Annotated in this window: 19 protein-coding genes and 3 tRNA genes; 11 read left to right on the top strand and 11 right to left on the bottom strand. The window is 38.1% G+C overall.

The window, feature by feature from the left end; translation table 11 throughout:
• Positions 1 to 120 precede the first annotated feature (120 nt).
• The 6 genes from fliS to BM308_RS04525 all read right to left on the bottom strand — a co-directional run bounded on the left by fliS (position 121) and on the right by BM308_RS04525 (position 6,168).
• Complete coding sequence (fliS, locus tag BM308_RS04550) at positions 121 to 537, bottom strand: flagellar export chaperone FliS (RefSeq protein WP_074943230.1); 417 nt, start codon at positions 535 to 537, stop codon at positions 121 to 123.
• A gap of 170 nt (positions 538 to 707) precedes the next feature.
• Entirely contained in the window at positions 708 to 1,223 is a 516-nt protein-coding gene (locus BM308_RS04545) for a flagellar protein FlaG (RefSeq protein ID WP_074943228.1), read from the bottom strand.
• Between the two features lie 238 nt (positions 1,224 to 1,461).
• Positions 1,462 to 1,749 (bottom strand): hypothetical protein, encoded by a 288-nt coding sequence (locus tag BM308_RS04540; RefSeq protein ID WP_074943226.1) that lies wholly within the window; start codon positions 1,747 to 1,749, stop codon positions 1,462 to 1,464.
• 20 nt (positions 1,750 to 1,769) lie between these two features.
• A complete protein-coding gene (gene flgL, locus BM308_RS04535; protein WP_074943225.1) occupies positions 1,770 to 3,017 on the bottom strand; it encodes a flagellar hook-associated protein FlgL in 1,248 nt (415 codons plus the stop codon).
• A 13-nt stretch (positions 3,018 to 3,030) separates the two neighbouring features.
• Positions 3,031 to 5,115: a flagellar hook-associated protein FlgK gene (flgK, locus tag BM308_RS04530; RefSeq protein ID WP_074943223.1), complete on the bottom strand. Its 2,085-nt coding sequence runs from the start codon at positions 5,113 to 5,115 to the stop codon at positions 3,031 to 3,033.
• 60 nt (positions 5,116 to 5,175) lie between these two features.
• Positions 5,176 to 6,168, bottom strand: coding sequence for a glucosaminidase domain-containing protein (locus tag BM308_RS04525; RefSeq protein ID WP_074943221.1), 993 nt, complete (start codon positions 6,166 to 6,168; stop codon positions 5,176 to 5,178).
• A gap of 529 nt (positions 6,169 to 6,697) precedes the next feature.
• Here BM308_RS04525 and BM308_RS04520 point away from each other — a divergent pair.
• From BM308_RS04520 to pseG, 5 genes are read left to right on the top strand one after another with little or no spacing between them, the layout of a single operon-like run.
• Positions 6,698 to 8,206, top strand: a complete 1,509-nt coding sequence (locus BM308_RS04520; RefSeq protein WP_074943219.1) for a sigma-54 dependent transcriptional regulator — start codon at positions 6,698 to 6,700, stop codon at positions 8,204 to 8,206.
• Positions 8,207 to 8,220: 14 nt separating this feature from the next.
• Positions 8,221 to 9,255, top strand: coding sequence for a UDP-N-acetylglucosamine 4,6-dehydratase (inverting) (gene pseB, locus BM308_RS04515; RefSeq protein WP_074943217.1), 1,035 nt, complete (start codon positions 8,221 to 8,223; stop codon positions 9,253 to 9,255).
• A gap of 5 nt (positions 9,256 to 9,260) precedes the next feature.
• Complete coding sequence (gene pseC / locus BM308_RS04510) at positions 9,261 to 10,421, top strand: UDP-4-amino-4,6-dideoxy-N-acetyl-beta-L-altrosamine transaminase (protein ID WP_074943215.1); 1,161 nt, start codon at positions 9,261 to 9,263, stop codon at positions 10,419 to 10,421.
• On the top strand, positions 10,422 to 11,114 hold the full coding sequence (gene pseF / locus BM308_RS04505; protein ID WP_074943213.1) for a pseudaminic acid cytidylyltransferase: 693 nt from the start codon (positions 10,422 to 10,424) through the stop codon (positions 11,112 to 11,114).
• Complete coding sequence (gene pseG, locus BM308_RS04500) at positions 11,107 to 12,096, top strand: UDP-2,4-diacetamido-2,4,6-trideoxy-beta-L-altropyranose hydrolase (protein WP_074943211.1); 990 nt, start codon at positions 11,107 to 11,109, stop codon at positions 12,094 to 12,096. The genes pseF and pseG overlap by 8 nt, the downstream gene beginning before the upstream one ends.
• A 600-nt stretch (positions 12,097 to 12,696) precedes the next feature.
• Here pseG and ung read toward each other — a convergent pair.
• Complete coding sequence (gene ung / locus BM308_RS04495; protein WP_074943209.1) at positions 12,697 to 13,389, bottom strand: uracil-DNA glycosylase; 693 nt, start codon at positions 13,387 to 13,389, stop codon at positions 12,697 to 12,699.
• 159 nt (positions 13,390 to 13,548) lie between these two features.
• On the opposite strand from ung, the gene BM308_RS04490 reads away from it, so the two are divergent.
• The 3 genes from BM308_RS04490 (at position 13,549) to BM308_RS04480 (ending at position 16,716) form a co-directional block, all read left to right on the top strand.
• On the top strand, positions 13,549 to 14,289 hold the full coding sequence (locus BM308_RS04490; RefSeq protein WP_074943208.1) for a Bax inhibitor-1/YccA family protein: 741 nt from the start codon (positions 13,549 to 13,551) through the stop codon (positions 14,287 to 14,289).
• Positions 14,290 to 14,374: 85 nt separating this feature from the next.
• Complete coding sequence (locus tag BM308_RS04485) at positions 14,375 to 15,541, top strand: prephenate dehydratase domain-containing protein (protein WP_177214414.1); 1,167 nt, start codon at positions 14,375 to 14,377, stop codon at positions 15,539 to 15,541.
• Between the two features lie 110 nt (positions 15,542 to 15,651).
• Positions 15,652 to 16,716 carry a MarR family transcriptional regulator gene (locus tag BM308_RS04480; RefSeq protein WP_074943205.1) on the top strand — a complete coding sequence of 355 codons (1,065 nt, stop codon included), beginning with the start codon at positions 15,652 to 15,654 and terminating at the stop codon, positions 16,714 to 16,716.
• 54 nt (positions 16,717 to 16,770) lie between these two features.
• On the opposite strand, the gene BM308_RS04475 is transcribed toward BM308_RS04480, so the two are convergent.
• The 3 genes from BM308_RS04475 to BM308_RS04465 form a co-directional block, all read right to left on the bottom strand.
• Positions 16,771 to 16,854, bottom strand: a tRNA-Leu gene (locus tag BM308_RS04475).
• 17 nt (positions 16,855 to 16,871) lie between these two features.
• Positions 16,872 to 16,947, bottom strand: a tRNA-His gene (locus BM308_RS04470).
• Positions 16,948 to 16,970: 23 nt separating this feature from the next.
• Positions 16,971 to 17,047: transfer RNA gene (locus tag BM308_RS04465), tRNA-Arg, on the bottom strand.
• Positions 17,048 to 17,373: 326 nt separating this feature from the next.
• Here BM308_RS04465 and BM308_RS04460 point away from each other — a divergent pair.
• Together BM308_RS04460 and folD are read left to right on the top strand one after the other, a co-directional pair.
• Positions 17,374 to 18,297 (top strand): sulfite exporter TauE/SafE family protein, encoded by a 924-nt coding sequence (locus tag BM308_RS04460; RefSeq protein ID WP_074943203.1) that lies wholly within the window; start codon positions 17,374 to 17,376, stop codon positions 18,295 to 18,297.
• Complete coding sequence (gene folD, locus BM308_RS04455; protein WP_074943201.1) at positions 18,298 to 19,158, top strand: bifunctional methylenetetrahydrofolate dehydrogenase/methenyltetrahydrofolate cyclohydrolase FolD; 861 nt, start codon at positions 18,298 to 18,300, stop codon at positions 19,156 to 19,158.
• An 88-nt stretch (positions 19,159 to 19,246) separates the two neighbouring features.
• On the opposite strand, the gene fabV is transcribed toward folD, so the two are convergent.
• A complete protein-coding gene (gene fabV, locus BM308_RS04450; RefSeq protein WP_074943199.1) occupies positions 19,247 to 20,443 on the bottom strand; it encodes an enoyl-ACP reductase FabV in 1,197 nt (398 codons plus the stop codon).
• A 179-nt stretch (positions 20,444 to 20,622) separates the two neighbouring features.
• On the opposite strand from fabV, the gene dacB reads away from it, so the two are divergent.
• The gene (gene dacB, locus BM308_RS04445) at positions 20,623 to 22,107 is read left to right on the top strand and encodes a D-alanyl-D-alanine carboxypeptidase/D-alanyl-D-alanine endopeptidase (RefSeq protein WP_074943197.1); all 1,485 of its coding nucleotides are present in this window, start codon (positions 20,623 to 20,625) and stop codon (positions 22,105 to 22,107) included.
• The last annotated feature ends 46 nt before the right edge of the window (positions 22,108 to 22,153 follow it).

Here is a 22,153-nt window from a genome sequence, read left to right as displayed (position 1 = left end):
TCAGGTCCTTTTTTGTTTCTAAAATTGGCTTTTCTCGAATAGAAAAAAGCTTAAAAAAATTTTAGGCCAGAGTTTTTTTGTCTCTGGCCTATTCTATTGAATTGTTACTGCGGATAATAATTACTTATTAGTTAACTTGGCATTAACTTCTTCCTTTACATTATTTGGAATCTGATCCCACGCCTGCTTAATTGGAATCAGAAGATTGATACACTCATCAATAGGAGCCGTTTCAAGCGAAATGGATGCAGTTGTCAGACGATCTCTCATGTATTCATATAAAGCCAGCATTCTATCGTATAAAGCAGGATCTGCATTTCTATCTAAGGAATTCTCAAGACCATAGATAATACCCTGTGCCTTAGCAATCCTGTCTGCCTTGTATGAAAAATCGTTTCTTAGAATCGCGCCCTTAGCCTGAGACAATCTTTCTAAAAGACCTTCATAAAGCATCTGAATAATTCTGTGAGGATCTGCAACTGCTAATTCAGCCTCTATATTAGTCTTCTTATAGGCTTTTAAATTACGTCCGTACATAATTAGCTCCTGCATTTTATTTATATAATCTTAAAGCATTGTATTTATAATTAGTTATCGGCTGAATCCGATTTTCTTTAAGCTTTTTTTTTATATAAATTATAGGCAAAAATAAAACCGCCATAATTATAGCGGTTCTATTTACACGGGAGAGAGAGGATAAAAACGAACTAAGCTTTGTCGTCGAGGAGCAGACCTTTGATCTCATCCTTGTCCAGAGAAAGCGAGCTCTGGTTTTCCTCTATCATCTTATCCAGTTTTTCTGCGAATTCTAAGAATTCCTCTGAAGGGATCTGACGCACAAGTTTCTTTGTGTTCATATCAGTTACCTTAATCAAAGTATTATCAGAATCATCAAATGAGAAAGACAGACCAATATTCTGCTGGTTCAGAGCATACATACGTTCCTGAGCCAATTTCTCATTTCGCTCCTGAAGAGCTTTGGAAATCTCTTTATTCTCTTCAACTTTGTCCTTGCTACGTTCGCTTAGACTCTCTGAAGATTTCTGATCATCATCCTGTAATGAAGATACCTGACCAAACCTATCCTTGGTCTCTTTGCTATCTCCACTCTTGAAGACTTTCTTTTCCTCCTCATTGTTTACGGTATTTTCAACATCCTTAAATGCTGTTCTTGAAATACCGAATAACGAGGATATGGCATCCTTAATACTAATATCGCTCATTTTTCTATCCCCCCTCTATTTTGAGGAGTAAATCAATTCTCTCCTGATGAAAAAGTACAATTACTCTTCCATTTGTATAATTTATCGGACAATTTAATTAAGAACTTTAGAAAAAAATCGATAATTTATAAAAAAATCAAAACTTTTTTATAACAAATTGATTTTCGGGATAAAAAAGATAAAAAAAATAGTATCGGTTAAGAGGATAGAGAGAGGAGACCGATACTATTTTAAGAATTTATGACAATAGACTTGCTGCATCAAATGGGCTTATATTTGACTGAACTTTGCCGTCAGACTTACTTAATAGCGATGCTATGTCAGCAGCAATATTCTTTGCATTAACTGAATTTACAACAATATTATTCTTATCATTAGTTCTGTTAAGATTGGACTGCAGATTAACCACAGTTGAAGCTTCACTGCGTGAAACCGCATCTGAAGTTTTCTCGCTAATCCTGTTATTAGTCTGCAGATTTGAATGAACGTTATTTACAACATTAGAAACATTATTTAAGTTAATCATATTCTCACCTCATCTCTCTGTTATATGAAATCGAATAGGGACTGTTTATTTAACATACTGTAAATCTGTCTTGAAACTGTCAGCTGATTCTGAGCTCTGATAAGTTCAGATGCAGCATCAAATGCATCCACCTCTGAAACATTCGCCTTAGACTCAACTTTAATTGCAGATAATGACTCGTTTGCATTTAAAACATTTTCAATCGCATTCTGTCTAGCACCAATCTGTCCTCGGTATGAGTCATAGTGGGATAGAGCAAGTTCCACATCAACCTGACATTTTGTAATAGCAGCAATTTTGTCAACATTAGAAACAGAATCATCATTAATGGTTGACACAATATCGGTAAGGATATTAAGCATATTCTCGTTTTTTGGCTTCTCAAGTTCAATGTTAATGTATCCATTTTCATTTGCATTAGCAATAGTGAATTCCATACCTCTTACAGAGATCTTGTTGATACTGGTAGAGGTATCCACAACTCCAGTATCTATTACTCCACCATCGGTTCCGTACAATGTAAAGTTGCCAGTTCCATCTAAATAGATTCTTAGCATATTACCTGTAGCATTATTTCCTGCAGGATCATAATTATCCTCAAAAACCTTGTTAAAGGTTCCATAAGACTTGATTTCGCAACGTTCATATCCTGTTATAGGTGGATATGTCGGATTTGGATTAGTATTGACGTTTATTTCATATGCTGTCTTACAGTTTTCAAAGATATCAAGACCAGAATCAGAAACCTGAACATTCACACTTGGGGCTACAACAACGCCACGGGTTGAGCCGTCAGCCTGACATATATATTTACCTGTTGATGTCAGAGTATATGTTTCAATATCACTTTGAGCACCTGTGAAGATATACTCTCCTTCAGTATTCTGAGTATTCATCAGATCAAACAGGTGATCTCTAAGCTGAGCAATTTCAGCTGACAGAGCTTTTAAGCTTGAGCTATCATTAGAGCCATTCACACACTGCTGCAGTCTGGTATGAACACTGGATAAGGTATCCCACATGGAGGATAAAGCAGTTTCTTCCTCTGACAGGCTGTTATTTGCAATACCACCAGCCTCAATATACTGTTTATAAGCTGCAATTGCTCCCTCATATTTAACCTTTGAGGCCATTCCAGAAGGGTCTTCACCGGCACACTGAAACTTTAGTCCAGAGTTGTATTTTGTCGCCTGCTCATCTACCTTGGAATTAGAGTTTTTAATATAACTAAGACTGTTGGTATACTGCATTGTTGTTGAAATTCTCATACAGATACCTCCTCTAGAAAGCCGCAATCAGCGCATTAAATATAGTTTGAGATGCTTCAATAATCTTGGCACAGGCCTGATAGGACTGCTGGAACATCAGTAAATTGGTAGCTTCTTCATCAAGATTTACGCCTGAATTAGACTCAAACATTTTCACTGTCTGCTCATATTTAGCCTCTGCAGCTTCAGTGTTGGTCTTTGCTGAATTTGAAGCAGAACCGATCTTTGCTAAAAGGTTAGCGTATCCTTCATTTAAAGTTGTAACCTGTTCAGATCCTGTTGTTCGCGTTAATTTTTCACTTCTTAAAGCAGTTAAGGCATTTGCATTTGAGTTGTCTGCCTGGCCTCCAGAATTTATCTCAACAGTGAATACATCATTCTGCTTTACGGTTCCCGCAATTGAAACCTCATAACCTGGGTACCCACTGGTATGCGCAGTATTCCAGACAGTATTCGCAAAAACGTTAACACCTTTACATGAAGCAGGGGCTGTACCTAATAAGGTATCAGTACCCGTTGTGGCATTATGGAAATAAACATTGTAATCGCCATTTGCATCAATAATAATTTTGTTTGGAGCACCATTATTGAATTCAGGCTCACGAGTTGTTGTATTAACTGATACACCATAATCGGATCCTGTTGCATAACAGGAAGTAAGAGATATTACCGCATTACCGTAATTATCATCTCCAGTTCTGGTTCTTACAGCAGAGGCAAATGCAAAATCTTCTGGCTTATTGATTAAAGAGTACATTGTACTTGCGGCAAGAACTGTCGGCTGTACATAGAACACAGTTCTTGAAGTTCCTGTTACAGGCAAATTAGAAACATCTGTTCCAATATCAAAGTAAACACCATATAAATCCTCACCGTCGATAGCTCCGTTCTCTTTTAAATAAATTTTTGAACCATCGATAACAGCTAGATTTGAAACATCAATTCTTTTATCATCTTGATCTCTGAGATAAACCGAAGGCTTAGATGCTCCCTGAACAAAAATTATCTCAAAATCATATGCCTGTACATTCTCACCTTTACCTTTAATAAAATTACAGGTTATACCAACTGAACTATCTGAACTTACGCCTTGAACATTTTCAATCTTAAGAAGGGCTTCACCAGCTTTATCTTCCAAAGTGAAACCAGCCTTATTCTGTTCATTGATTGCATCTGCAAAGGAAACGGCAAGCTTTCCAAGCTCTCGCATGGTATCTCTTAATTCCTTGGTCGCATTAAGGTATCCTCCTAAAGCTCCACCGATGGAATCAATAGTCAGCTGTACTGATGCGATATTGCGACTGGCATCCTCTGTATTCTCATAGCTTAAATAAATATGGCGCTTAGTAGAATCAAAAGAATCTCTCTCATCGGTAAGACAGCCATATGAATCACCGTTAGCCAGCAGCATACCTGTACTCATGTAAATTTCATAAGTACCATCGTCTTGCTCAACAACCTTAACGCTCATAAGCTTTGAGAGTTCACCTGTCAGACGATCTCTCTCATCAAGCATCTGCAGATAAATTTCATTATTAACATGATTATCTGACAGAGCCATGGAACGGATTTCGTAGTTAATATTTGCAATTGAGCGAGTCAGAGAGTTAATTTCAGTAATACTGTCATGAATTCTGTTGTTAACATCATTAAGAGAATCAAACATACTCTCATTGGCAGTCTGAAAACGATTAACTACAGTTTCAAGTTTTGCCATTGCAGCCTGACGGTTTGCTGTAGAAGTAGGAAGACTAGCTGCAGTTGACAGCTCGTCAAAGAAATCTGACATAGAATTTGCTACAGACATATTCTCATCTGAAAGCAGTCTGTCTGTTGTATCTAGACCTTCAGCATAGGCCTTGTAGTAATTGTAGTCACTGCAGTCAGAATACATTTGACGCTGTACATACTGATCGTAGATACGACGGGTATAAGTAGCACCTACTCCCCAGTCAACACAGGAAGTATATGTCTGAGTTTCTTTACGGATAAAGCCAACAGTATTTACGTTATTGATGTTATTTGAGGTAGCATTCAATAACTTCTGCTGGTTAAGTACACCATATTTACCGGTGATAATCAGATCAGTACTACCCATTCTAAAATTCCTCTAAAGTGGCAATAATTGCCTATATCCTATCCTCTATAAACTTACATGCTATTTGTATGCCATAAATGCAATCTTTCTTGAAATATTCTTAAGTTTCTCTGCATAGTTTGGATCTGTTGCATATCCAGCCTTTTGAATTTCCTCAAAATATTCATCTGGAGAATAGCTTTTATCCACAGCATTTTTGTATCTTGGATTATCTTTAATAAACGAAATGTAATCCTTCATGCTCTCAAGAACGTCAGAATATTTTCTAAAAGCACTGACTTCATTAACCATTTTTCCGTTTCTGAATTCCGGGGATGACAGTTTTTCGCTATCTCCCTTCCAGGTAGAATTAGCCTTAATACCGTAATAATTGTTGCCAGAAGAAACATGTTTGCCCCAACCGGTTTCGAGTGCAGCCTGAGCCACCAGAACCAATGGATTAAAACCTAAGCCCTCAACTGCCTTAATTGCATAAGGCATCATCTTCTGCACAAAATCCTCATGAGATTCAAAATTCTTCATGGAGTCAGGATCAGGAAGACCTGCATAAAGTTTTCTCAACTTAGAAATACTTGCCTCTCCATCCACATGAGAAGAAATGAAGTTTGTAAGTTTAGGAACAGATGAACCTTTAATATGACCTCCGCGTCCAGATACCGCAAGCTTATCGAGTTCGGCCATTAGTTCCTTGCCTTCATCTCCTAAGGACTTGGCAAACTGTTTTGTCAGAAGGTATGTAATAGAATTCTTGTTAATACCCGAATTAGAAGTCATAGCAGAAACATTCTGTTGCGCCAGCATATCCTCAAAGAATCCAGAATACTTGGAGTGAAGAGGAGAATCTGGATTCAAAGTATCATTGGATTTTCGCATAGCATCAACCCAGTACTGATTAAGTAATGACTGAAACTGTTCAGCGGCAGCCTTAAGAGCTAACGCCTGAGACTTCTTATCGCCTAATCCAAGTTTTTTAATCTTGGATAAGTTACGATGATCTCCGATCAATCCTATATCGAGATCAGTTTTCGTATTGGAAGAGGAAAAATCAGTCATAACTACACCATAGCTGTTCAAAATCTGTTGTAAAAATAAGACAGCAAGGTTTATGCCAGAAAGAAAAATGAAGGAAAGCTTAATCTAAAAACAAGGAACAAAAAAACGTAATTTTGACGATTTAGTTATGCAATAAACCACCTTTAAAAAGAAAAATTCGACTTTTTTTTGAAATTTTAATAATTAGTGATACTCTATGAAAAATAAAGAAAATTTTATAAATTAGACAAAAAAAATTTTTTTTTGACTCTTTTTTTTAAGGACATTAATCACATTTATATAATCTAAAATATGTCAAAAATTTGTCATTTTTTTGTACAGATGTATTATTAATAATGAGTCAAAAAAAAATACATTTTTAGGTTGTGATATTCATTCAGCAAGTCAAAAAAACAACATAAAAGGCTGAGTGAATGCATTTTAAATCAACAGAAATTTCTAATCAGTATAGTCGGGTTTCATAACACTTAAATAAGTGCAGTGTATCTGTTTATCGATAAAGAAATTTACGGATCAATGAAGGTGATACATGCAATTTTCAGGAAATCTCCTAATTCTTGAGAAGGATAATCACAAACGAGAGTCTCTCGAAACAATTTTCTCCTTTTTAGGATTGGTCTGTCAGAGTGGCGACGTAGAAGACTGTATATCTTACTTTGATGCAGAGGATTCGAATATTGACATCTGCATTCTGGGAGATATAGATAATTTTAAATACAATGAATTCATTGAATCCCATTCAAATACGGCCTTTCTTCTATGTTCAGAGAATACAAAAGAAGATCTCAAAGAACAGGCAAATTTCATGGGAAAGATCAGTAATGATCCTAATTATGATGAAATTGTGTCCCTTTTACACTACTGCCAATCTTTCCGTTCCATGAGAAAACTCTCTAGCAAATCTGGAGATGGAGCATCTGCTCTCATTAAGATGCTGGTGGGTCAGGGAAAAGCGATTACAAATGTAAGAAGACTGATTGAACAGGTTGCAACAAAAGATACTTCTGTTCTTATTTTAGGAGAATCAGGAACAGGAAAAGAAGTCGTGGCCAGAGCAATTCACGAGCTTTCAGACAGAAAAGATAAGGCATTCGTTCCTGTAAACTGTGGAGCCATTCCTGCTGAACTTCTCGAATCAGAACTGTTCGGACATGAAAAAGGAGCTTTTACAGGTGCAATCAGTGCTCATGAGGGTCGATTCGAGCTTGCAGAAGGAGGAACTATCTTCCTGGATGAAATCGGAGATATGCCTTTCCAGATGCAGGTTAAACTGCTGAGAGTTCTACAGGAACGACAGTTTGAGAGAGTTGGATCAAACAAACCAATTAAATCTGATGTCAGAATCATTGCCGCTACCCATCAGAATCTTGAGAAAATGGTAGCAGAAAAAACATTCCGACAGGATCTGTTTTACAGACTAAATGTATTCCCAATTGAAACCCCTCCTCTTCGAGAACGAACTGATGATATTCCTCTTTTAGTTCAGGAATTGGTTAATCGTCACAGCAAAATTCAAAAAGCAACGGTACGATTTACGCAGAGGGCAATGCTTCAGCTGATGTCATGTCCATGGCCTGGTAATGTCAGAGAGCTTTCAAATATAGTTGAAAGACTTCTGATCCTTCATCCAAATGAAATCGTTGATGTTTCTGAACTTCCTGTAACCTACAGAGGAGGAAAACTTGAGGATGATCCTTACGAGGAGAGAATGGCTCTCTTAGATAACTTCTCTGTACCTCTTCAGGGGGATGAGCTACAGGAAGAAGGATTCTTTGAGGATAATGACAACAGACCTATTGACCTTCCTCCTTTACCTGTAATTGAAGGAGAACGAGATATGGCTCAGGCATTTATGCCAACTCTATCTCCAGAGGGAATCAATCTTAAGGATATGGTTGCAAGCATTGAAATAAGCATGATCAAACAAGCGTTAACTCAGAGTAACGGCGTTGTTGCAAAAGCCTCAGAAATTCTTGGCTTGAGAAGAACCACGCTGGTTGAGAAGATGAAGAAATATGGAATTGCATCCGCAAACTAAAGGGGCCATTTTACATGAAATATAAAAAAGAATTGGAAGAATTCTTAAAAGCCAAAACTATTTTAATTACAGGCGGAACTGGTTCCTTTGGAAATAAATTCGTTGAGAAAATTCTTAATAACTACGGTGTAAAAAAACTTATCATCTATTCTCGTGATGAACTTAAGCAATACGAGATGTCTCAGCGACTAAAAGATTATTCCCAGAAACTTCGTTTCTTCATAGGTGATGTCAGAGATCTAGAAAGATTAAAACTTGCCATGAAGGGGGTTGATATTGTTATCCATGCAGCAGCCTTAAAGCAGGTTCCAGCTGCAGAATACAATCCAATGGAATGCATCAAAACCAATATCAACGGAGCCAATAACGTAATCGAAGCTGCAATGTCAAACAACGTTGAAAAGGTTATTGCTCTGTCCACAGATAAGGCAGCAAATCCAATCAATCTTTACGGAGCCACCAAACTGTGTTCAGATAAGCTTTTCACCGCAGCAAATAACCTCGTAGGTGAAGGTAAAACCAGATTTGCAGTTGTTCGATATGGAAATGTTTCAGGATCCAGAGGCAGTGTTGTTCCTTTTTTCAGAAAATTAAAAGAGCAGAATGCAGAGTTTATTCCTATCACGGATATGGAAATGACCCGATTCTGGATTTCCCTGGAGCAGGGAGTAGAATTCGTTCTGACAAGTCTCTTACGCATGCATGGAGGAGAAATCTTTGTACCAAAAATCCCTTCCATCAGAATTTCCGATCTGGCTACAGCAATTGCACCAGATATTCCACAAAAGGAAGTAGGTGTAAGACCTGGTGAAAAAATTCATGAACTTATGTGTGCCAGAGATGATTTCCAACATGTAATCGAATTTGATGAATTCTTTATCATCAGACCTTCTATTGTCACCTTCTCCAACGCAGGACCGCTTAGGTATCTGTCTACAGAATTAGGGGAGAAGGGCTGTCCTGTAATTAGAAATTTTGAATACAATTCTCAAACTAATCCTGACTTTATGGATGTTGAGCAGATAAGAGAATTCCTGAAGAAGGTCTAGTTAAAATGATCCCTTACAGCACTCAGACTATCGAAGATGATGATATAGATGCCGTAAATGCTGTTCTTCGCTCCCCTTATCTAACCTGCGGTCCTACCGTCAATGAATTTGAAGAGCAAACAGCATCCTATGTTAACGCCAGCTATGCCGTTGCAGTTAATTCCTGCACCTCAGCTCTGCATATAGCAATGATGGCTTTAGGTGTAAATAAATCAGACCGTGTTTTTGTCAGTGCCATAAGTTTTGTGGCTTCAGCTAACTGTGCCCGTTATCTTGGAGCCGATGTAGATTTTATTGATACAGATAAATACACTGGAAATCTTGATGTTAACCATCTTGAAGAAATGCTTATAGAGGCAGACAAACAGAACCGACTTCCCAAGGTAGTGGTTGCGGTTCACCTTTCTGGTAGACCTGTAGATCTGGAAAAAATATATGCGCTAAAACGCAAATATGGATTTTATCTTATTGAGGATGCGGCTCATGCACTAGGTGCAGTGTATAAAGGCCATAAAATCGGAGACTGTTTCTTTTCTGATATTACTGTTTTCAGTTTTCATCCAGTAAAAATCATTACCACCGCAGAAGGTGGAATGTGTCTGACAAACAATGAAGAACTATACAGAAAGATGCGACTCTATTCTAATCACGGAATAGAGCGTGACTCTATTTATCTTACTGATAAGAACAGACCAAACTATTATTATGAGATGCAAGCCTTAGGCTTCAACTATCGAATGTCAGACGTTCTTGCCGCACTTGGATTATCTCAGCTTGCAAAGGCCGATGATTTTCTAGCCAGAAGGAGAGAGTTTGCAAAGGACTGGGAAGAAATTCTGTCAGCAGATAAAAATCTCACCCTTCCAGTTGCAGATAGTGAAGACTCGATAAGTTCATGGCATCTCTATCAGGTTGGTATTCCTTTTGGTAAGCGAGATTATGTTTACAATACGCTAAGACATCGAGGGATCTGCGTTCAGGTTCATTACATTCCTATCTATAGGCACCCATATTATCAGAGTATAAAAAATTACCCTGCTCTTCCCGGTGCGGAGTATTTCTTTGAAAGAACTCTTTCCCTTCCGCTTTATCCTAAATTAAAGAGGCTCGATCTGCAGATGTGTGCAGCTACTCTGTTAGGACTGATTGATGAGAAAAGAATCTAGATGAGTATTTATGCCTGTATTCCTGCCCGTGGAGGCTCAAAAAGAATTCCTCATAAGAATATAAAGGATTTTTTAGGAAGCCCTTTAATCTCTTATCCAATTAAAGCAGCGCTCAACAGCGGATTGTTTAAAGACGTAATCGTATCAACTGATGATCAGGAAATAGCAGATATTTCAGAAAAGTACGGAGCAAAGATTCCTTTTTTAAGGGATAAATCTCTTGCGGATGATTTCACTGGAACTTTCCCTGTTACAGTTGATGCATTCAGAAAAATTCAGGAGTCTGATCCTGAAATCGAAGCAATCTGCTGTATATATGCAACTGCACCTTTAATCAAAGCAGAACATCTGACCGAAGCTTACAACGATTTTATAAACAGTGGTTGTGACTGTGTCATGTCAGTATGTGAGTTTTCCTTTCCAATTCAGAGAGCACAGGTTATTGACGACAAAGGATATCTTAACTATAGAGAACCGAAATATGCCCCATGTCGTTCACAGGATTTGCAGAAATGCTATCAGGATTGCGGGCTTTTTTATTTCTATTCTAAGAAAGCAATTGTAAATGGGACGGTTAAAACAACCAGACCATTTATCATGCCAAGATATCGTGTTATAGATATTGATACTCCAGAAGACTGGAAAATGGCATGTGCTTTAACCAAAGCAGTTAACGAGCTGAATTATGAATAAAAATCTGGTGGTTGTTCTTAAGGCTGATTCCCAGATTGGAACAGGTCATCTTATGAGAGTAAAAGGACTTCTCCCTTATTTAAACGAGTACAATTTATACCTATGCTCAGACTCTCTTTCTGATGAACTCAGATCTCAGTGTAATGAGTACACAGATATCATCATAACCGCAAAAGACAAGCTGTCAGAAACAGTTCTTTCCTTAAATCCGCAGCTCGTAATTGTAGATCATTATTATCTTGATGAAGAATTCGAAACTCCTGTCTATGAAAAAACCAAAGTTGTTGTCATTGATGATCTAGAAAACCGACGTCATAAATGTCATCTTCTAATAGATCAGTCAGAAGGTCGAACAAAATACAGAGAACTGGTACCTCCAGAATGCAGACTTTGCCTTGGTTATAAATATAACTTTATAAAAAAAGAATTCTTTGAAGTAAAAAGGTCGGAAAACTCATATGGGAAACCAAGGGTTCTCGTTAACTTTGGAGGAGCAGATCCTGTTCATGGATGTAAGCTTATAGCAAAGTCCATCATGGAAGGAGAACTGTACAAGGAATTCATATTCACAATGATAAGCGGACTATCAAATCCAGACTTTGGTGATATAAAAAAAATCATTTCATCTAACAGTGAAATTACTCTAATCAGAAATTCTGCAAAAATTAATGAAGTATTTTCAAATACAGACCTTGCAATTGGGGCCTGCGGAGGAATGTTCAGAGAAAGAATTGCGGCAGGGATTCCGTCTATCAATGTAGAAATAGCTGATAATCAGGCTGGCACATGTAAAGGTGTAGTTAAAAAGTACAATCTTGGTGAATGTGCCACTTTATCCGATCTGAGTAACCCAGAGCTAATCAAGGATAAACTTAATAAGCTTAATAAGAACTATACCGTATTCGAGAAAAACTGCAGAAACTTTATAAAAGAGAGAGGAATAGAGAATATAGTACGAGCAATTCGTGAGCTTATAAAATAGAAAAGGATGAGTACCATTTTAGATACTCATCCATCAATTCACCTTTATGAAAGCTATCATCTTGGATGGTTCAATTTGGGGAAGAAACCATCTAAACTACATAGCGTGATTATGTTATCAAAAACGATAATTCAATTTAGAGACATTCGTCACATTTTCTTCAAATAAAAGTAAGATTTTAACGATTCTAAAAAAATCTATCGACCTTTATCAAGTTTTAAATGATTTAAACTATCTATTTGTTATTTAAGGTTTAATTGACTTATAACTGAGATAATGACACTTTTTTGATTTTTGTATTTATATAATAAAATTCATATTATGAATTTTATTTTTTATCATATTCTTTCAAAAAATTACACAAAACAATTATTTTCAGAACTCTGAAACAACTATTCAGAAGCTAACTATCAGAGATATAAGGATAAAAAAGATAATTTAGTATACTGTAAAATTTTCATGCAAACGGTTTAGTTGTTTTACTATTTTTTTATAAACTGATAATAATAGGCAATAATTTACTAGACTAATAAAGCCACTAAACAGCTTTAAAAAAAATTAAACTCTTTAGATTTACAAGATTTCAATACGAAATCGTTTTCAAAGTTCCTCAGTTCCATCCAGAAAAAGAGGCAATCTCCAGTCAATTGGAGAGATACCCTTTGATAAAAGATACTGGTTAGTTCTGGAGAAATAGTGATTTCCAAAGAAGCCTCCTCTGTTGGCAGATAAAGGACTAGGATGAGCACCTGTAAGAATCAGATGTTTTGAGGGATCAATTCTTGCACCCTTTTTTTGAGCATACCCTCCCCACAGAATAAATACCAGATTCTCACACTTCTCACTTAGCGTCATAATGACATCATCGGTAAATTGTTCCCAGCCCATACCTCTATGAGAGCCAGCCTGATTCTCATCAACACTCAGAACTGCGTTTAACAGAAGAACTCCCTGTCTTGCCCATGGTATAAGATTGCCGTGATTTGGAATCTCAAAACCAGGAATGTCCTGCTGAAGCTCTCTGTATATATTTCTTAAGCTAGGAGGAATAGCTACACCTACCGGAACTGAAAAGCTCAGCCCCATAGCCTGACCTTTCTCATGATAAGGATCCTGACCGATAATGACAACTTTTAGTTTTGAGAAAGGAGTATAGCTAAATGCATTGAACAGATCTTTCTGAGGAGGAAAAACATTTATACCTTTCTGACGCTGCTGTTTCTGATAATTATATGCATGAACAAAGGCATCGGTTTTCTTCAGCGGGCCAATTATGTCTTTCCAGTTGCTCATAGTTTTTCCTTTCTAACTCTAACTCACAAAAATCGAATATAAGTATAATTGGAAATCTTCATTTCTGTATAATTTCCAAATAAAATAAACAGGCATACTTTAAAAACACTAAAACGATCCGCATATATAAATCAGGATCACTAAGTTAAGGAGAATATAATGCAGTCATCTAATCCAGCAATTTCAGCAATGCGAAACGCTGCTGGTGTGTACAACTTCGGTGGTGTGGAAGCAGGTGCAACCATCTCTGGTACAACCACAAAATCAATTCTGCTGGTTGGACTTACCATGGTTGTTGGCTATCTTGCCATGAACTACACTCTAGCACAGATATACAGCGGACAGGGAATTTCATCATTACTGATGTATGGTTCAATTTTCGGAGCCCTGATCGTAGCTTTTATAACCATCTTCAAACCAAATGTTGCCCCAATTACAGCTCCAATTTATGCTGTTCTTGAAGGTGGTGCTCTAGGAACTCTTTCAGGAGCATTTGAATTCCAGTATCCTGGTATCGTAACCACTGCTGTTATGTCAACCTTCGTAGTTGTTATGACAATGCTCTTCCTATGGAAATACAAGATTGTTGTTCCAACTCAGAGATTCAAGTCAATCATTACAGGTGCTATTACCGGTATTTTTGTACTTTACATGATTCAGATTGTGTTCTCATTATTCGGCGGCAGCCTGATCCCTCAGACTGGTCCAATGTCAATTATCGTTTCTCTGATTGTCTGCACCGTTGCAGCATTCAGTCTGATTCTTGATTTTGAGAACATTCAGATCGCAGTTGATGAAGGTTTACCAAAGCACTTTGAATACTACAATGCATTCTCTCTGCTGGTAACAATCTGCTGGCTGTACATTGAAATTCTAAAACTTCTTTCAAAGAAAGAGTAAAAAAATCGTTCAAAATAATGCAGACACTATGTCTGCATTTTTTTTGTTGTAAAATACAGAAAAGTTAACAAAGATAAGGATGATCATGCGAGATTTACTGCAGTGTAGAGAAGATATAGACAGCATTGACAGACAGATACTGGACCTTCTTGAAAAAAGAATGGATGTAGCTAAGGATATTGCTGAATACAAGTTATCACACAATCAGAGTATCACTGATACATCTCGTGAACATATAAAGCTTCAGAAACTAAGAGAACAGGCTAAAGACCACGGCCTTCCTGCATCATATATTTCAGATCTTTATAAACTGATCATGAAAAACACCTGTTCAGTAGAACAGCAGCATATTATTGCAAAAGCCAACAGCTCAACCATTGTAAGAGACACATCCATAGCCCATTTAGGTTCAACCGGTAGCTATTCCCATGTTGCAGCAATGCGCTTTTTGGAGGGATTCAAAGGAAACATCACTGCAAGTGGCTGTGACACTTTTGAACAGATTGTAGGACAGGTAGAAACCGGAAAAGTTGAATTTGGAGTTCTGCCAATTGAGAATTCAAGTTCAGGTTCAATTAACGATGTTCTTGATGTTATACAGAATACAACAGCTTCAATAGTGGGTGAACTGTTTGTTCCTATTGATCACGCAATATTAGGTAATACAGAGACAAAGCTTGAAGATATAACAGATGTTTATTCTCATCCTCAGCCAGTTGCTCAGTGCTCAAACTGGTTAAAGGACATTCTTCCAAATGCCAATATTCACTACACGAAAGCAACCTCAGAGGCAATGAATATCATAAGAGAAATGAATTCTCCTCATCATGTTGCAATCGGTTCTCATATGGCTGCAAGCTATTATGATCTCGTGCCTATTGTTGATAACATTGCCAACAATACCAACAATTACACAAGATTCATTGTAATTTCAATGACACCTATCAGCGTCCCATCTACCATTCCTGCAAAAACTTCATTATCATTTGGAGTTCAAAAATACACTCCAGGTTCACTGATCTCGGTTTTAGCAGAAATATCAAAACACCAGCTGAACCTTACAAAGCTTATCTCAAGACCAAGACTTGATAAGAATAAGGACACCTGGGAAGAGATCTTCTTTGCGGATATCGAAGGAAATCTGTCTTCACCAGAAATGCAGGATATTCTTGAAGACGTAAAACCATTCACTTCCTCATTAAAAGTTTTGGGCTGTTATCCTAATTCCGAAGAAAAGAACAAACAGCGCTGATTTCAGAGTTATCTGGATTAAACAACAAAAAATAACACTTAACGCTAGACAGTCTGATACCTGGATACTGTCTACTTATATACACAAGACTACTGAGCCAGAGGTATTTTATGCCTTCAAACAATCTTCAGAATATTCTTAAAATACTTCACCGTCAGCCTTCCTCTCAGGTAGCTTTATGTAAAAGCCTAAACCTGAGTAAAGCTCAGATTCACAAACTGACAAATAACCTGCTTGAAGCAAAACTTATCGACAAGCACGAGGATACAGACTATAAAACCAATCTTGGAAGACCAAGACAGATCCTGAAGATCTCCGATAATATGCAGTACTGTACTGTGCTTATCATTCATACGCAATCTGATTTCTCTGCACATGTCTATGTTTTCGGGCACAAAAGAGAACTGGCAGCAGTTACTCTGCCTCATGTGGAGAGTGCAAAAGAGTTTGCAAAAACCATAGATGTTGCTGTTGATACCCTAACCAAAAACTGTTTTATAAGCAGAGCTCTCATTAAATCAATTGTGATTGCAACTCATGCCACGGTTGAGCAGGGAGAGAAAGGTGTCATGTACAGAAACAATAATCTTACTGACGAGAATATTCTTTTAGGCCAGATTGTGTACAAACAGACAAAAATAAGAACCTTTATTTACAATTTTGCCTATGGAACCCTTCTAAAATTAAAAAACAGTTCAGAAATCGACACGGAGAACGCGCTCGTTATTAACAACGGAGAAGGATCTGTTGCTCTGGGAATATTTCTTAATGGAGAAATTCAGCTTGGTAAAAACTGTTCATTCCCAGAGTGCTCTCACCTGCCCTATCCTCACGGCTTTGAAAAATCACTTGGAAACTACGGAGAATATACAGAGGATGCACTGTATTTTGCGATCAGTGTAATGGCTCCAATTTATAATCTGTCAAATGTCATTATTACCGGAAACTGTTTTAAAGAACATCTCGATACACTTGAGAGTATAAAAGAAAGATTAAAGGCACAATCCGATCCTAGACTCCATAACATTGAGCTTACATATAGAAAGATTTCGCTAAAGGACTGTATAGATGAGATGGTCTATCTGAGTTTTGACACACTTGTTGATGTACTAAACCCACAAATGACCAAACAAAATCTGCAGACAATAGTGTCAAAAATCAAATACACAAATTAGAAATGAAAAGAAGTTTGCTTCTTAAGATTTAGAATAAAAAAGGGAAATTAAGGATGGTGCGGGAGAAGAGACTCGAACTCTTACACCATAGGCGCCAGAACCTAAATCTGGTGCGTCTACCAATTTCGCCACTCCCGCAAAATCAGTGCTTAAGATGGGGTGGCTAGAGGGGCTCGAACCCTCGACAACCGGAATCACAATCCGGGACTCTACCAACTGAGCTATAGCCACCATTGTATTAAATCATTGAGCGTTGGCGCGTCCTAGAGGAATCGAACCTCTGACCCACAGCTTAGAAGGCTGTTGCTCTATCCAACTGAGCTAAGGACGCAAAGGTAAGGAAATTAGGACTAAACCTAACACCACACTTCATAACGCTGAAGTGATTTAACGGTGTGATATGATACAAGAGAGATATGAGTACGTCAACAAAAATTTTGACTTTTTTCTCATTTTTAACTTTCCACTTTCTATCAATATAAGATAAACGTCATTTATATCGGATCTAATACCGACCCCAGACGCAATTCGTAGTAACAATACTTTTCCAGTTTTCTCAGAAAAAATCTCTTAATACACAACTCTTTTAATCATCATTATTGAATTACTGTAAAATAGCCTTGTTTTTTTAGTTATTGATAAATAAAAGGAGGGAAAATGATTTTAGGTATTCCCCTATATGAACTAATTGAAACAGTTATTATTCTTGCTTTATGTGGTGTTGTGGCAGGATTTTTAGCAGGATTACTTGGTGTTGGAGGAGGAATCATCTTCGTTCCTTGCTTTACCTTTGTATTTACTGTTTTCTTTAAGGCTCCACTGAGTGTTGCAGTAATCATTGCAACCGGAACTTCCCTGCTGTGTATGATCCCCACATCTATATCTGCAGCAAGATCCCAGAATAAAAAAGGTAACACCGATATAAATGTTATAAAAGCATGGTCAGTCGCAATGCTAGTTGGTGTATTTGTAGGAATCATGATTTCTAAATTCCTAGGTGGAGCATGGCTGACAATTCTGTTTGGCGGCGTGATGATTTTAAACTCAATCAATACTCTATTCAGAGCAAAGGCAAAACCTGCATTTGACAGCCTTCCAGGAAAATTTGGTCAAAACTGCATTGCCTTCTGTATTGCATGTTTCTCATCAATGCTGGGAATCGGTGGCGGTACCCTCACAGTACCTGTATTAAATGCCTGTTCTGTACCTCCACATAAGTCAATTGGAACTTCCTCCGCAGTATCACTATTTGTCTGTGTTCCTGGAGCTCTACTGATGCTTTTCACCAATCTAAACTCTACTCCAGCAGGTGCTCCTTTAGGAACATTTGGACTTGTGAATGTTCTAGCTGCAGCATGTGTTGTGCCAATTTCATATTTCTGTGCACCACTTGGAGTCAATATTGGTAAAAAAATAGCTCCTGTAACATTAAAACGCATTTTTGCTGTAGCTTTGTTTATAATTAGCGCAAACATGCTGTACAAAGGAATAACTTACTACACTAAGGTTACTCAAACTCAGGTTGTACAGCAGATTGAAGAAACAGCCCCTGAACAATCGCAGTTTATCGAGGAGAAATAAATGACAGCCCAAATCATTGACGGTAAGAACATTGCAAAACAGTTAAGAGAAGAACTCAGAAAAACTGTAGACGCTAAGGTTGAAAAAGGTTTCCGCCGTCCTGGTTTGGCAGTCGTTCTTGTTGGTTCTGATCCTGCCTCTCAGGTTTATGTCAGAAATAAAAGAAAAGCCTGTGAAGATGTTGGTATCAAATCATTTGCCTACGATCTGCCTGAGAATACAACTCAGGCTGAATTGGATGCTCTTATTGAAGAACTGAACAATAATCCCGATGTGGACGGAATATTAGTTCAGTTCCCTCTTCCTGCACATTTAGACGAATCCAGAATTGTTGAGCTTATTTCATCAGAAAAGGATGTTGACGGCTTCCACCCATACAATGTTGGCCGTTTAGTTCAGAGAATTCCATACATCTGTGCCTGCACACCTCATGGTATTATGACCCTTCTGAAGAAAACCCTTGGTGAAGATCTTAAGGGATTAAACGCAGTTGTTGTTGGAGCTTCAAATATCGTCGGAAGACCAATGGCTCTTGAGTTACTGCTGGCAGGCTGTACAACAACAGTTACCCACAGATTCTCTAAGCCAGACGATCAGAAGGCACTAATCAAAAATGCCGACATTCTTGTCGTTGCAGTTGGAAAAGCAAAATTCCTAGATGGAGATCTGGTAAAAGACGGTGCTACAGTGATTGATGTTGGTATCAACAGACTTCCAGATGGTAAATTATGCGGTGATGTGGATTTTGAGAAGGCATCTCAGCACGCAGCCTACATTACCCCTGTCCCTGGCGGTGTAGGTCCTATGACTATTGCAACTCTAATGCAGAATACTGTTACCTCATATCTGAGCAGAATTTAAGCTGAATTTAAATCCTGCCCAAAATAATAATGCCAGCCTTCAATTTAGGTCTGGCATTTTGTTTTCTTAAGAATACTGATATTAAGAATTAAAGCATATTCTCAAGGTTGTCCATAGCAACATCTGGATTTACGTCTGCAGCGTAGTCAACACCTTCTACATCAAAGCCGAACAGCTGTAGAAACTGTTTCTTGTAATCAGCATAGTCTGACATCTCAAACAGATTCTCTGTTGTAACCTTAGGCCATAATTCCTTGCACTTGCTCTGAACTGAATCACGAAGTTCCCATGAGTCCATACGAATACGGTTCATATCATCAATTTCAACTTTCTTTGAATAGATTTCAGAGAACATTCTGTAGATATGCTCAATTACTGACTCGTAAATACCCTGCTCTCTCATAACCTTGAAGCATAGAGAAATGTATAGAGGCATTACAGGAATAGCAGATGAAGCCTGGGTAACAACACTCTTCAGAACAGCAACCTTAGCCTCGCCGCCAAGAGAAGCAAGTCTCTCTGAATTAGCTTTAGCTGCTCTATCAAGATCTTCCTTAGCCTTGCCTAAAGCTCCGTGCCAGTAGATTGGCCAGGTAATTTCTGTACCAATGTAGCTGTATGCAACAGTCTTGCAGCCTTCAGCAAGAACACCGGCATTCTTCAGGGCCTCAATCCATAGCTCCCAGTCCTGACCGCCCATAACCTTAACGGTATTCTCAATTTCTTCCTGAGTTGCAGGCTCAAGAGAAGCGGTAATAATCTCATTCTTGTTGGTATCAATCGCAGTAGAAGTGTAGGTCTGACCAATTGGCTTTAGGGAAGAACGAACAACTTCACCGGTCTGAGGCATCTTACGAACAGGTGCAGCAAGAGAGTATACAACAAGATCAACCTTACCAAGATCTTCCTTAATGATCTCAATAGCCTTGCTGCGGCACTCATCGGAGAAGGCATCTCCATTGATGTTCTTGGCGTATAAACCAGCTTCCTTTGCATATTTTGTAAATGCACAGGTATTGTACCAGCCGGCAGAACCAGGTCTCTTCTCTGAACCAGGTTTCTCAAAAAATACACCTAGAGTAGCTGCGTTAGAGCCAAATGCAGCACTGATACGTGAAGCCAAACCATAGCCGGTTGATGCGCCAATTACCAAAACTTTCTTAGGACCGTTTGCAACTGGACCTTTCTTTTTAACTAATTCAATCTGCTCTTTTACGTTTAAATCACAACCTGTTGGATGAGTTGTTACACAGATAAAACCACGTGCCTTTGGCTCGATAATCATGAAAAATATCTCCTTTATGAGCGTATTTGTAAAAACTGCTGTGATTTTATCATATTTTAGACACAACGACCGCTAATGCGTCACAAACACTGTGACATGCCGTTTAAATCACCTCTTAACAACAATATTTGGTGTATAATTCTCCGCTAGAACATTAGATAACCTAAGATTACGTAAAAATGAACAAATATTTAAAACTACTTGCTGCATCAGTACTTCTTTATTCATCTTCATCCATAGCTATTAAATCAACTCCAAATCCAATTCCAGGCTCTCAGATAGGTGTCGCTTATCTGAGACCAAATGACAACAATATTTATGGAAAAAATATTGATACCTATATGCATCCAGCCTCGACCTTAAAGGTAATTACAGGTCTGGCAGCTATTCTGTATTTAGGTCACGACTACCGATTCAAGACCAACCTTGAGGTTTCAGCAAAACTTGTAAGCTCACAGGGTAATATCAAGGTTGACAATAACGGCGTTCTGCAGGGAAATGTCTTAATAAAATTCGACGGTGATCCAAGCTTTACCACACAGTCATACAGAACCCTTTTAAATACTCTTGCCTCTGCAAGAGTTAAACAGATTTCTGGTGATGTAATTATCGATGTCAGCAAGTTTGCAGGAATGTCCAAGGGTGAAGGCTGGTCATGGAATGATCTGCCAATCTGCTTCACCTCTCCAGCCAGCACGGCAATTATCAACAGAAACTGCGTGTTCGCCCAGCTTCAGCCAAATGGTATTGGTGAAATTGCAACAGCAAAGTTAAACTCCGCAAGTCCAATATCTATCAAGTCTGATGCAATTGGAGTTAAACAGTCAAGCTACGGTGGAAACTGTGAGCTTGAAGCAAACCTTTACATGAAGAATCAGTACCACATAACAGGATGCGTTCCTGTTATCGGTAAAAATCAACCTTGGCCTTTGTCTCTATCTGTCTCAGATCCTGACCAGTGGGCCGTTGACTGGACCGACCAGATCCTAAAGGAAAAAGGGATCAGATTTAAATCAATTAAAATCGCACGTTCAGAACAGGATGGCTACACCACAGTAGGCTCAATTGAATCAAAGCCTATGTCTGAATTGGTAAAATATATGCTGTACCGATCAAATAACCTGTATGCTGATGCGATAGCCAAAACTGTAGGAGCAGAATTCTATAAGCTTCCTGCAACCTATCCTCGTACTACCAGAGCATTAAGAGCTGTTCTTCAGAAATACGCAAATATCAATCTGGGAAACACCTACATTGTTGACGGCAACGGACTGTCTCCTCACAATCTGGTAACTCCACATAAGATGCTAGAAATTCTTGAATTCATCAATCTTAACGATGACAAGATCGGTTTTATCAAACTGCTTCCTGTTGCTGATGAATCAGGAACTCTGCACTGGAGAGCTTCAACTAAAAATCCACCTCTTGGCAAGAACGTTGCGGCTAAAACCGGTTCTTTACAAAATGTTTCAAATCTAATGGGCTTTATGAGAACAAAATCAGGAACCAGAGTTCCATTTGTGTTCTATACAAATTCTCTGTCATATGATCAGAAGACCAGAGATCTGGTTAAGTATCATAAGATAGCATCTCCTCATTTAGGATATGAACGTTATGTTCTAGAGCAGATTTATGATGAGAAGGTTATGGGAAGAGACTTCTGATCTGACCAATTTAATTGGTAAGCCTATGAGCTTCATGTTCACTAAT

Origin of the sequence: Succinivibrio dextrinosolvens (assembly GCF_900116345.1) — a bacterium.
In the GTDB taxonomy this organism is placed as follows: Bacteria; Pseudomonadota; Gammaproteobacteria; order Enterobacterales; family Succinivibrionaceae; genus Succinivibrio; species Succinivibrio dextrinosolvens_B.
Note: the sequence above shows the minus strand (reverse complement) of the source record. Positions and strands in the feature narration are given on the sequence as shown.